Below are 12,305 nucleotides of genomic sequence, written 5' to 3' on the forward strand. Positions count from 1 at the left end.
GGGCGCCGGGCCTCGAGCGCGAACTGCACGGAGCTCATGCGGTCGCGACGGCCTTCTCCGGTCGTGCACGGGCAGCACAACCCGCGTTGGTCGACGGCATGCCCGGCGCGGTCTGGGCGCCCGGTGGAGTGGTCCGGTCGGTGTTCGTGTTCGTCGTCGAGGACGATCGTGTCTGCTCGATCGAGGTGGTCGTCGAGCCCGATCTGGTCGCGGCCCTCGACGTCGTGCTCGAGGACTGACTCCGCGACCTGCGATCCGCCGCGGCCGCTGCTACCGATCCGCCGCTACCGATTCCGAGCGAACGGTACATCCGATCGATTGCATGAGACGAGCGATACATTCGCTCCGACCCGGCACACGCCGACGCCGGACACCGGCGTGGTACGACTGCGAGAGAGCGACTGCCGACCATCGTGGTCATGGAACGATACGCACCGGCCGGGCCGACCTGTCCGCGAGGGACGCGATGCGGGTTTCGACCGCGGCGACGGCCAGCGCGACCGCGTAGTCGAACTCGGTGTTGCTGTCGTAGCGGGCGAGATGCGGCGCGACGTCGACGACGGCAGGGAGCCCGGAGTTCTCGAGGGCCGCGCGCCTGCGGTCGACCTCGTCGGGATCGGACGATCCGTAGGTCGGGCCGGCGTGTGTCTCGCGCAGCAGTGTTCCGATGAGGGTGGCGAGGACCGCGCGCAGCAGGTGGACGGATTCGGCGGGTGGGCATCCTGCCGCGCGCAGGATGCCGATGGCGGCGTCGACCGGCGCGAGACCTTCGACGCTGGCGAGTTGCCGGGTGAGGACGAGCGAGGCCGCGGTGGGGTGGGCCAGCGCTACTTCCCGGAATGCGGTCGCGAGTGCGTGGAGGTCGGTGCCCAGGTCTCCGGTCGGCGCGTCGAGGGTGATGGATCCGAGGACCCGCTCGGCGACCGCGTCGAGCAGGGCATCCTTGCCGTCGATGTGGTTGTAGAGGCTCTTCGGGTCGACGCCGAGGCCGCGGGCGACGGTGCGCATGCTCACCCCGTCGAGGCCGTCGGCGGCGATCACGTCGAGGGCGGCGTCGACGATCGCGGGGCGGGAGAGGTTCGACGTTCCTTTCGGGGGTCGTCCCCGTCGCGGTGGTGGGTTCACGTGGCCATTGTGCCGCACGCCCTTGATTTAATCCACGCTGTGGATTTATTGTGGATGGCGACCATCCCCACGCACCAGGAGCTCACCGTGTCCGACGCGTCCCGCCGCTTCACCCTGCCCGCCGAGAGCATCCTGCGCGCGCGAGAGAAAGTGGTCCTCGACCACTTCCACGACGAGGTCCGCCAGGACTGGGACGCCACCCTGTCGACATTCCCGCACCCGCACTACGAGTTGATCGCGCAGATGCTCGTGCACGACGGCGACGACGAGGTTCGCGACTACTACGCCGACACCCGCGTCGCCTTCCCCGACCAGGACCACGAGATCATCGCGTTCCGGCACAGTCATGACGCCGTCGTCGTCGAATTCTGGCTTCTCGGAACTCATCTCGGCCCGTTGGGGAAGATCCCACCGACCGGTTCGAAACACCGGACCCGAATGACGGCGTATTTCGTGTTCGACGAGAACGAAAACCTGGTGACCGAACGCATCTATTTCGATCAGCTCACCATCCTCAAACAGCTCCTCGGCGGACTCGACAAGCGCAATCCCCGCGATCTGCTCACGCTCGGTCGCGCGGTCGTCGGTGCACTCTCGGTCGCCGGCACCGCCCCCGACCCGCGCCTGTTCGACACCCCAATTCCGGACCTCACAGCTCCAGACCTCGGCGAAACGCCCGGAGCTCTCGGATGAAGGTCCACCACCTCAACTGCGGCACGATGCACCCGCCGCTGACTCCGGACGGACTCGTCTGCCACGTCCTGCTGCTCGAAACCGACGACGGTCTGGTCCTCGTCGACAGCGGCCTCGGACTCCACGACGCCGCCGACCCGCGCGCCCGGTTCGGCCCCGGCCGGCACTACGTCCGGCCCGTCTTCGATCCGGCCGAGTCCGCAATCCGGCAGATCGAAGACCGTGGACTCGACCCGCGGGACGTCCGGCACATCGTCCTCACTCATTTCGATGCCGACCACACCGGTGGAATCGCGGACTTCCCGTGGGCACAGATCCACCTCACCTCGGGTGAGGCCGATGCGGCGCTGAATCCGCGCGGCCCGGTCGAGAAGAGCCGTTACCTGCGGTCGCAGCGGCGGCACGATCCGCGTCTGGTGCGGCACGACGTCGCTGCAGGCGACCGGTGGCGCGGCTTCGCGGCCGCGCGGGAACTGACCGCGATCGCCTCGGGGGTCGTGCTCATCGGTCTGCCCGGGCACAGTCGCGGCCACGCCGCCGTCGCGGTCGACGCCGGCGACCGGTGGGTCTTCCACGCCGGAGACGCGTTCTTCCACCGCGCTCAGGTCGACGGCACCGGCCGCGCACCCCGGTCGCTGACCCTGATGGAGGGGTTCATGGCGTCCGATCGTCGCGCGGTCGCCGCGAACCATCGGCGCCTGACCGAGTTGTGGAACACGGCCGAACCCGACCTGATCGTCGTCAACGCGCACGACCCACACCTGCTGGCGCGGGCTCGTCACACTGTGGTCTGACGGTCCAGGTGGTCTGACGGTCAGCCGCGGGCTGCCGCCTCGAGCACCGGCACCTCGATCTTGTGCATTTTCATCAACGCGTCGCTGACCCTGCGCACGACGTCGGTGTCCGGATCGGACATCAGTTCGGTGAGTCTGCGGGGCACCACTTGCCAGGACACCCCGAACCGGTCCTTCAACCATCCGCACTGGGATTCCTCCCCGCCGTCGGCGGTCAGGGCGTCCCAGTAGTGGTCCACCTCGTCCTGGTCCGCGCAGTCGATCGAGAACGACACGGCCTCACTGAACCGGAACTCGGGACCGCCGTTGAGGCCGCCGAACAGGGTTCCGTCGAGTTCGAAGTCGACGGTCAGGACGGTACCCTCCGGTACAGGAGACCCTTCGGGGTAGTGAGTCACGTTCAGGATGCGGGAGTTGGGAAACACCGTGATGTAGTACTCGGCCGCTTCCTGTGCGTTCATGTCGAACCACAGCCACGGGGTGATCTTGGGCATTGTCGTCTCCTCGTCTCGTACTTGCGTCGTCGAATACACAGACCGGGGCGGGCAGTAAAACTCATCGGTCGGGTGCCTCGGCCGGTGAGAAGTAGTCCCGGATCGGGGTGCGGACCCACCAGGCCCCGGCCTTCTGCCGTTCGGCGCGTGTGGTGAACCGGTAGCGAAACAGTCGCGCCCGAATGAAATGCGGCGGTTCATCCGGGAAAGGGTTGTACCGCAACAGCTTCAATGTGCATTCGTCGCCGCACAGTAGTTTGGTCATGAGCTGCGGGAACCACCGGACCGCGTAGTCCTGGGAGATTCCAGCGAACCACATGAGCCAATCCAGACGCAGGTGGTATGGCGCGAACTGGCGGGGTCGCCGTCGCACGTCGCCCGGTTTTCCCCTGAATTCGTATTCCTTCCACACCGTGTCGGGGCCGAGGATGGTGTCCGAGGTGCCTTCGACGACAACCTCCCGCCGTACCCGTGTCACGCTGCCGAACGCGCCGTAGGTGTTGACGAAATGCCACCGGTTGAAGCTCGCATTCATTTTCTGTTTGCCCGACGCCATGTTCCGTACCGGCTGGTAGCTCAGCGCCACCACCACGACAGCCAACGCCAGCACGCCGGCGGTGAAGATGCCCGGTGTGTCGTTGTGGCTGCCCTGGGGGCCCAAAAGAGACACCGTGCGATAAAAGGAATCCGGGATCACCGACAGCCCCAGGATGATCGCCATCCAGTTCAACCACGCGAAGTTTCCGCTCACCACCAGCCACAACTGGGTGACGATCATGATCGCGACTGCGATCCCCGCGACCGGTTGCGGCAGGAAGAGGCCGAACGGGACGACGAGCTGCGTGACATGGTTGCCGGCGACCTCGACCTTGTGCAGCGGCCGCGGCAAGTGATGGAAGTACCAGCTCAACGGCCCGGGCATGGGCTGCGTTTCGTGGTGGTAGTACAGGCACGTCAGGTCACGCCAGCAGCGGTCGCCGCGCATCTTGATCAGGCCGGCACCGAATTCGAGGCGGAAGAGCAGCCACCGCAACAAGATCAGCACGACGAACGGCGGTGCGGTCGCAGCGTTTCCCAGGAACATCGCGAGCACACCGGCCTCGAGCAGCAACGATTCCCACCCGAACGAATACCACACCTGCCCCACATTGACGATCGACAGGTACAGCGCCCACAGCACGAACCACACGAGCATCGTCGCCGGAAGCGGCAGCAGATCTGTGAAACCCAGTACGGTGGCGGCGGCGAGTGCAGCTCCGGTCACTGCGACGGCCGCGAAGAAGCGATCCGTGTAGTGGCGGTGGAAGATGCTCGGTGCGCGCCGGAACGGAACCGCCCGCACGAAGTCCGGGATCGGCAACAGCCCCTCGCTGCCGAGCAGCGCGCGAAACTGGTTGAACGCGACCAGGAACGCGACGAGGTAGAGAGCCGCGAGTCCCCGAGTGAAGAACATCCGGCCCCACGTATAGCCGTCCGCATCGAACCAGTCCACCGCTGTCTCCGATTTCGGGGATCCCGCCGATCGGCCATGTGTGGAACCCTCCACGGGTGAAGGTTCCCACCACCCGGACAGACCGAATATCGGTTCCCACCACCAAGGAGAACACGTGACCGAGATTGCCGCTACCCCCGCTGTCGGCCCCGGCCGGGAACGCCAGGGCGTCGTCTACCGGGACGGTGCGCTCGGCCGTCGGCCCACCGTGCCGACCACATTCACCGACCTCGAACGTGCCGCACGGCGAGCCAGTTCGGCACGTGCCTGGGCGTATGTCGCGGGCGGCGCGGGCGAGGGCCGCACGATGGCCAACAACCGGCGCGCTTTCGACCGGTGGGCGATCGTGCCGCGCATGGCGCACGGCATCACCGAACGCGACCTCGGCACCACCGTGGTGCACACCGCGTTGTCGTCGCCGCTGCTGCTCGCACCCGTCGGTGCGGGCGCGTTGCTCGCCCCCGACAGCGACCTGGCGATCGCGCGGGCTGCCGCGGCGACGGGAGTGCCGTACATCTTCTCCAATCAGGGCTGCAATCCGATGGAGGACTGCGCCGCCGTGATGGGCGACGCGCCACGTTGGTTCCAGCTGTACTGGAGTTCCGACGAGAACCTCGTCGACAGCCTCCTGCGCCGGGCCGAGACGATCGGCGCCGAGGCCGTCGTCGTCACCCTCGATACGACGATGCTGGGATGGCGTCCGCAGGACCTGAACCTCGGTTCGCTGCCGTTCGCGCGCGGTGAGGGCATCGCCCAATACACGTCCGATCCGCGTTTCCGCGACATCGTGCGCCGGCGGATCGAGGCGGCGCGTGAAGTGGTCACCGAGCGACCCGATGTCACCTTCGGTGCGATCCGAACATTGCTCGCGATGACCCGCAACCACCCCGGCCGGTTCCTCGACAACCTACGCTCCCCCGTGCCGCGCGCCGCCGCGGAAACATTCCTCGACATCTACTCCAATCCCGGTTTGAACTGGGATCATCTGGCGACGCTGCGCGATCGCACCCGGTTACCGATCGTGCTCAAGGGAATTCTGCATCCCGACGACGCGCGCCGTGCCGTCGATCTCGGCGTCGACGCGATCGTGGTGTCGAATCACGGCGGGCGTCAGATCGACGGCTCGATCGCCTCGCTCGACGTACTCCTCGACATTCGGGCCGCGATCGGTCCGGCGCAGACTGTCCTACTGGACAGTGGAATCCGCAGCGGCGCAGACGTGTTCGTCGCGCTCGCCCTCGGCGCCGACGCAGTGCTGCTCGGCCGGCCCTACATGTACGGGCTGGCGGTCGCGGGCCGACGCGGTGTCGAGGACGTGATCCGCAACGTGATCGCCGAATTCGATCTCACGATGGCATTGACGGGAGCACGGTCGATCGACGACATCGACGAGCGATTCGTCCGCCCCAACCCGTCGGTATGAGAGCGTCGCCACGCAACGGTGTGAGAGCGTCGCCACTCAACGGTGTGCGAGCGCGGCTACACGTCAGCACTCGGTGAGGAGCGTTCGGCGCAGCCCACTCGCGCGCAGCACACGCCGACCCACACCCGCGCGCACGGCACCCTCCGTCCCGATGATCCGCACGTGGCTTCGGGCACGGGTGATTGCCGTGTACAGCAACTCTCGGGTGAGCAGCGACGCCTCCTGGTCGGGCAGAATCACGGACACGGTGTCGTACTGGCTGCCCTGGCTGCGGTGGATCGTCATCGCATACACGGTCTGCACCGCGGACAAGTGACTCGGGTGCAGCAGGAACGGGTCCTTGCCGCGTGCGAACGCCGCGACGAGCGCGTCGTCCTCTGTGCGCACCACAACCCCGGTGTCGCCGTTGTAGATGCGCAGGTCGTGGTCGTTCGCGGTGACCATGAGCGGCTGCCCCGGATACCAGCGTTCCGGATCGAGTCGACGTCCGGATGCGGCACCGATCCACTCCATCGCCTGCCGCGCCCAGCGCTGCACCCCGTACTCACCCTCCCGGTGCGCGCACAGTAACCGGTGCGCCTCGAACCGGGCCAGCGCCGTCGCCGCATCACCTGCGGCGGCAGCGGCGGTGGCCGCCTCCGCGGACCGGACGACGTCATCACGGAGAGATTCCACGTCCGCGGCGTCGTGGAACGACACCGCAGGGACGCCGCTGTTCAGGATCCGCATCGTCTCGTCGGCGTCGCCGTCGCGCACCGCCACCGCGAGCCGCGCGATGTCCCCACCGAACCGTCGACCACGACTGAGACGAACCACGCTGCCATACAACCTTTCCCGTTCACCGGCACCGAACGCGGCTTCGTCCGGGTCGTCGGTGGCAGCGAGGTCGCGTGCGGCGACGTTCAGAAATACCGGGTTCGGGGTGCCGGAGACGGGCCGGGCCACCAGATCGGCGAGAACCGCTCCGGCGTCGACAGAAGTGAGCTGGTCGGGATCGCCGACCAGCACGAGCCGAGTATCGGGACGCACCGCCTCGAGCAGACGACTCATCATCGTCAGCGACACCATCGAGGTTTCGTCGACGACGATCGCGTCGAACGGCAGGTGATTGCCCGCGTGGTAACGGAACCGAGTTCGTCCGCGCTGCCAGCCGAGCATCCGGTGCAGTGTCATGGCGGTGACGTCGGGGAGCAACCCGAGGTTCCCGGCCTGATCGCGCACCGATTCCTGCAGTCGAGCCGCCGCCTTGCCGGTGGGCGCCGCCAGACCGATCCGAATTCCCGGTCCGTGCACGGTGGTGAGCAGCGCGAGAATCCGTGCGACGGTATGAGTCTTGCCGGTACCCGGGCCACCGGCGATGACCGACGTCCAGTGAGTAGCCGCGAGTGCGGCTGCCACCCGCTGCCGGTCCGGCGCCGACGACGGACGGGACGGATCGACCGGATCACGGAACAACGCGTCGAGTCGACGCGCGAGCAGATCCGCATCGATGTCCGGGTAGTCGCGGGCACGGTCGTCCAAGGCGCGCCGCACGATCTGTTCCTGCCGGAAATAGCGGTCCAAGTACAACAGTGGCCCGGCATCGGTATCGACGAGCCGGAGCGGACGCAACGGACCGTTCGGCGATCCCGCGATCAAGGGGCTACGGCGCAACGCCGCGAGTACGGCATCGTCGTCGGGCCACGGCAACGCTGCCGGAACCACCCCGGAATCCTCGTCGACACCGACGTCTCGCAGGCGCGTCAGGTCCAGACACACCGACCCCGACCGCACGGCCCGCACTGCCAATGCGGTGGCGAGGTGGACGTCTTCGTCGGGTTCGCCGCCGAGGCCCGCCAACCGCAACGCGACGTGCACGTCGGCGGCAGCGAGGACACCGGCTTCGTTGAACGCCCGCAGGGCACCTTTGCCGCGTTGGGCCACCAGGACATCACTCACGATCGGTCCTTTCCTGCGAGCAGGTCGGATAATTCGGTGACGAGCGCAGCCGGTGGTGTCCAGTCGAATACGCCGACCCCAGCCGGGGTATTCGGTCCGACCATGCCGCGCACAAAGAGGTACTGCACTCCCCCGAGATGGGTCACCGGATCGTAGCCGGGCAGCCGCCACCGCAGATAGCGGTGCAGGGCAACCGAATACAACAACGCCTGCATCGGATAATGAGCACGCAGCATCTCCGCGGCCATCCGGTCACGGGTGTAGTGCTCGGTGGTCAGCTCGTCGGGCGCGAGCCGGTTCGTCTTGTAGTCGACGATCACGTAGTGGCATCTCCCGCCGCTGCGCTCGTCGCGCGCTGCGTCGGGAACCCGCAACACCGCGTCGATACTGCCGGTCAGATAGCCCCGCAACGGAATCGGATCGAGAGTCCGCACCAACTCGGCATAAGGGAGCATCGGGTCGTCGGCGGGAAGGTGCCTGCGCAGCAGCACACCGACCGCGTCGAGGGTCACGGCCGTCGCGACCGGAGTGTCACCGCCGGCGAGCGGGAACTCGAAGTCGAGTTCGGCCAACCGGTCCGATGGTGCGACGCCGGCGAGCGTCGTGCCGAGTGCGCCGAGCGGGGTGCGCAACACGGGTAGCAGAGCCGCGGCCAGCGCCTCCGGATCGACGTCCGAATGCTGCGCGACGATCACGTCGCGGCAGCGGACGAGCACTTCGGACTCGAGGTCGGCGGCTGCGGTGTCGACGACCTCGAGGACCGCGTGCACGAGGGTGCCGAACACGGCACCGCCGGGCAGCCCGTTCATGGGCGACTCGATCACCTGCACCGCCGGTACCGCCTGCGCGCTGCCGGCCGCCAGGGGCGGCTCCTCCGGTTCGTCACCCGTACCCGACTCCTCGACTTCACCTGCCGTACCAGGATTGTCGTGAGCCGAAGAGGTCAGTGCCGAATAGGATGTGCGGCACCAGTATTCGTCGATAGTACGGTCGAATCGGGCCACGGCCAGGGTGTCGTCACGGTCTCGACCACGACTCCACATCGATACCGCAATCGGGCCGGAACCGACCGCCTCAGTCACGATCAGTCCGTCCGCACGCTCGGACCACGCCGCGAAGTTGTCGGCGACGACTGCGTCGGACGGAACCTTCATGCTCGGGGCCAGGTCGGCGGTTCCGTCGACACGGCCGGCGATCATGCGGTGCAACGGCGACGAACCGGTGCCGTAGGACGGTGCCCACCACAGCGCAAGATGGCACCGGGCTCGGGTCAACGCGACGTACAGCAATCGCAGTTCCTCCCCGGCGGCTTCCGCGTCGTGCCTGCCCCGACGCTGCCCGTACCCGGGACTGCCCTCGCCGCCGACATCGAGGATGCGACGTCCGTCCTCGTGCAGCAGCAGCGGATCGGGATTCGGGTGCTTCGCCGAATCCCATCCGAACGGCACGTACACCGCCGGGAATTCGAGGCCCTTACTGCCGTGCACGGTGAGTATCTGGACGGCAGCGGCGTCGCTGTCGAGCCGGCGGCTGCGGTCCGCGCTACCCGTACCCGGGTCGAGCATCCGCTGCTCGAGCCACCGTGTCAGTGCCGCCGCACCGAGAAACTCTTCGGCGGCAACACGGTCGAGCAACTGCGCGATGTGCCGGACATCGGTCAGGTCGCGTTCGCCGGTCGAGGTGGCGAGCAGTCGAGGCTCGAGGCCGCCGATCGCCGCGAGCCGTTCGAACAGTGCCGCGAACCCGGACCGCACGAACACCGCCGCCAAGTCCCGCAGTATGCCGCCGACCTCGGCGACCAACTCGTCGCCGCGAGCGTCGACATCGTCGACGGTGTACCCGAGCAAGGGAGTCAGCGCGGCCAGCCGGACCCGGTCGGACCGGTGCGGCTGTTCGAGCGCGTGCAGCAGCCACAGCCATGTCTGCGCGGCTGGGGTCGCGAACACGCTGGTACCACCGGCCAGTACGCACGGCACGCTGGTCCGCACGAGCGCGTCGTACACCAGTGACACCTGTGTGTGCGTACGCACCAGCACGGCAATGTCGCCCGGTTCGATCTGCTTCGGGCTCGGGCCGTGCAGGGTGGTGGCGCCGCTGTCGAGCAGTCGCACGATGTCGGCGGCGACGTCACGCGCGACACGAGGCCGCAGGGCTCCCACCGCGGGAAATCCGGAGCTGCCCTGTGGTCCGGCGCCGGCCCGCGGTAGGTAGCGCAACCGGATCGGAGGCGCGCCGGTCAGCCGCGACGCTGGTTGCGCCGCGTCGACCGGATGCACGATGATCCGCGAATCACCCAGCGCGGCACCGCCGTACAGTTGACGCAACGCAGCGATCAGGTTGCCGTCGCTGCGCCAGTTCGTGGTCAACTCCAGGTGACTGTCGGCGACCGCGACAGCCTCGAGATAGCTGAGGACCTCCGCCCCGCGGAATGCGTAGATCGCCTGCTTGGGGTCGCCGACGAGCACGAGGGTGGTGTGGCCGTGGAAGGCGCTCCGCAGGATCTCCCACTGTTTCGGGTCGGTGTCCTGAAATTCGTCGACGAGCACCACCGCGAACCGCGTCCGAATCCGTTCGCACGCCGCATCACCGTGCTCGGAATCCGTGAGCACCCGATGTAGCAGCGCGAGCTGGTCGTCGAAGTCGCGCACACCCATCGCACGTTTGCGGCGCTCGACTTCGGCGCGTACGGCGCGAGCGAACGCGACCCGCTCCCCCGCCGGTGTGCCGTCGGCGCCTTCGGGCACGAGAGCCGCCTGCGGATCGAAGACCGCGGCGCGCGCGGCGGCTGTCGCCTCGGACACGGTGATCGGGGCGCGCTCGGCCCGACCGTAGGTACGCAGGTACAGATCCGCGACGACTTCGGCGGTGAGGTCGCCGATGTCCTCGACGAGGACCGCACCGGGATCACGCTCCCCTGCAATGCCGAGTTCGTCGAGCATGCGCTGACAGAAGCCGTGGGTGGTGGCGATGGTGGTGGCGTCGAAGTTCGACAGGGCCTGCCGCAGCCGTGCACGGTGTGCGGCGGCATCGCCCGTGGCGAGATGTCGGATCAACTCGTCACCGCTGCGTCGCGCGGTGTCCGGGTCGGCGAGCGCCGCCGCGACCGTGGTGAACCGCTCCCGGGTGCGTTCACGCAGTTCCTGCGTGGCGGCGCGGCTGAATGTCACGAGCAGCAGTTCCGGCAGGTCGGCGTGGCCTTCGGCGACGAACCGGGTTGCCAGGCTGACGATCGCGTAGGTTTTTCCGGTGCCGGCACTGGCCTCGAGCACCGTGGTGCCGCGCGGTAGCGGGCCGAGAAGGTCGAATGCCGTCGCGGACGAGGTCGGCGCAGTCATCATGGTCTCCCTTGGGTTTCCGAGGCCAGCAACGGTTCCCAGAGACGCCGGGCGAGTACCCCGAATCGGGTCGGGTCGTCGAACCAGGTGTGTTCGTCGTCGAGCGGTGCGGCAGCGGTCAGGGCGCTCAAGCCCACTGCCGTTCCGTACAGGTACGTCAGGTGCCGGTCCTTGCTGTCACCGAAGGCGCCACCGAACGCCGTTCCCGCCGATTCGAGTGCCATCTCGACCGAGTCGCCGCGATATCGTCGGTTCGCGTACTCGGCGGATGCATCGGTGGCGATCGGTAGCGGCCGGTGCAATCCGCGATCGCGCAGACTGACCAGTCGCAGCAGCTGATCGTGTGCATCGGCCGGCGCGGTGAGGGTGGAACGCCATGCGGGAGTACGGAAGCGGCCACGACCGGTAGTCACCGCCCGCCACGTGCCGGGCCGGCCGGACGCGGCGACCGCGAGCAGGTGGATCCAGGCCGTCATCCGTTGTTTCGGCGCCAGGCGCGAGAAGGTGCTCCGCGCGATGGTCGTGCCGTGAATGCCACCGACGGTGCCGGTGAGGCGACGACCGCCACCGAGATCGACGACGACATCGGCGGTACCGGCGGCACCGATGTGCACCGGTCCGCACGTCGTCACGAGTTCGTCGACGGTGCGGGTGATGTCGCCGAGGACGTGCTCGCCGAGCGCGGCCGGCGGCAGGGTGCCTCGACGCCACTCGGCGGCGCGGAAATCGGCGGGGTCGGCCCCGGACAGGCGGGCCTCGAGCATGCGCTCGCCGATGTTCCAGCGGGCAAGTCCGTCGAGTTCGATGTCGAGGGTATCGGCGATGTCCTCGTCGAGTTCGGGGATGCGCAGGCCCAGGCGTTGTCGTAGAAATCCCTGGGTGGGATGCGTGAGAAAGGCCGCGAGTTCGGCGAGATCGACGTCGCCCTCGACGGGACGGGGGCGCAGGGACCGGTACGCCGCGCCGGCCGGATGTGCCGGTGCGGGATCAGGTCGTGCCGCGGCCCGCGCG

The 12,305-nt window shown here is 67.9% G+C and carries 8 protein-coding genes and 2 pseudogenes; 4 read left to right on the top strand and 6 right to left on the bottom strand.

The annotated features are described in order from the left end of the window. A pseudogene (locus WAX14_RS12095) lies at positions 1-239 on the top strand (RNA polymerase subunit sigma-70); the annotation flags it as partial. 178 nt (positions 240-417) lie between these two features. On the opposite strand, the gene WAX14_RS12100 reads toward WAX14_RS12095, so the two are convergent. Then, entirely contained in the window at positions 418-1,125 is a 708-nt protein-coding gene (locus WAX14_RS12100) for a TetR/AcrR family transcriptional regulator (RefSeq protein WP_422628302.1), read from the bottom strand. A 54-nt stretch (positions 1,126-1,179) separates the two neighbouring features. Between WAX14_RS12100 and WAX14_RS12105 the strand changes: the two genes are divergently transcribed. Both WAX14_RS12105 and WAX14_RS12110 read left to right on the top strand, forming a co-directional pair. After that, positions 1,180-1,818 (top strand): ester cyclase, encoded by a 639-nt coding sequence (locus tag WAX14_RS12105; protein WP_422628303.1) that lies wholly within the window; start codon positions 1,180-1,182, stop codon positions 1,816-1,818. Next, positions 1,815-2,612 (top strand): MBL fold metallo-hydrolase, encoded by a 798-nt coding sequence (locus WAX14_RS12110; RefSeq protein ID WP_422628304.1) that lies wholly within the window; start codon positions 1,815-1,817, stop codon positions 2,610-2,612. The genes WAX14_RS12105 and WAX14_RS12110 overlap by 4 nt, the downstream gene beginning before the upstream one ends. Before the next feature lie 20 nt (positions 2,613-2,632). Here WAX14_RS12110 and WAX14_RS12115 read toward each other — a convergent pair whose 3' ends face one another. Next, positions 2,633-3,106 carry a VOC family protein gene (locus WAX14_RS12115; RefSeq protein WP_422628305.1) on the bottom strand — a complete coding sequence of 158 codons (474 nt, stop codon included), beginning with the start codon at positions 3,104-3,106 and terminating at the stop codon, positions 2,633-2,635. A 61-nt stretch (positions 3,107-3,167) separates the two neighbouring features. Further along, a complete protein-coding gene (locus WAX14_RS12120; protein WP_422628306.1) occupies positions 3,168-4,598 on the bottom strand; it encodes a lipase maturation factor family protein in 1,431 nt (476 codons plus the stop codon). 115 nt (positions 4,599-4,713) lie between these two features. On the opposite strand from WAX14_RS12120, the gene WAX14_RS12125 reads away from it, so the two are divergent. After that, complete coding sequence (locus tag WAX14_RS12125) at positions 4,714-6,021, top strand: alpha-hydroxy-acid oxidizing protein (protein WP_422628307.1); 1,308 nt, start codon at positions 4,714-4,716, stop codon at positions 6,019-6,021. A 63-nt stretch (positions 6,022-6,084) separates the two neighbouring features. Here WAX14_RS12125 and recD read toward each other — a convergent pair whose 3' ends face one another. From recD to WAX14_RS12140, 3 genes and pseudogenes are all read right to left on the bottom strand, one after another. After that, positions 6,085-7,959 (bottom strand): exodeoxyribonuclease V subunit alpha, encoded by a 1,875-nt coding sequence (recD, locus tag WAX14_RS12130; protein ID WP_422628308.1) that lies wholly within the window; start codon positions 7,957-7,959, stop codon positions 6,085-6,087. Continuing rightward, a complete protein-coding gene (locus WAX14_RS12135; protein WP_422628309.1) occupies positions 7,956-11,294 on the bottom strand; it encodes a UvrD-helicase domain-containing protein in 3,339 nt (1,112 codons plus the stop codon). Before WAX14_RS12135 ends, recD begins: the two co-directional genes overlap by 4 nt. Further along, positions 11,294-12,305, bottom strand: a pseudogene (locus WAX14_RS12140) (exodeoxyribonuclease V subunit gamma); the annotation flags it as partial. The gene WAX14_RS12135 and the pseudogene WAX14_RS12140, both read right to left, overlap by 1 nt.

Source organism: Rhodococcus sp. (in: high G+C Gram-positive bacteria), assembly GCF_049299235.1.
In the GTDB taxonomy this organism is placed as follows: Bacteria; Actinomycetota; Actinomycetes; order Mycobacteriales; family Mycobacteriaceae; genus Rhodococcus.

Bases quoted from the DNA above. Each gene is read 5' to 3' on its own strand.
- WAX14_RS12110 (WP_422628304.1), top strand. From the start codon at position 1,815: ATGAAGGTCCACCACCTCAACTGCGGCACGATGCACCCGCCGCTGACT.
- WAX14_RS12135 (WP_422628309.1), bottom strand. From the start codon at position 11,294: ATGACTGCGCCGACCTCGTCCGCGACGGCATTCGACCTTCTCGGCCCG.
- WAX14_RS12105 (WP_422628303.1), top strand. From the start codon at position 1,180: ATGGCGACCATCCCCACGCACCAGGAGCTCACCGTGTCCGACGCGTCC.
- WAX14_RS12115 (WP_422628305.1), bottom strand. From the start codon at position 3,106: ATGCCCAAGATCACCCCGTGGCTGTGGTTCGACATGAACGCACAGGAA.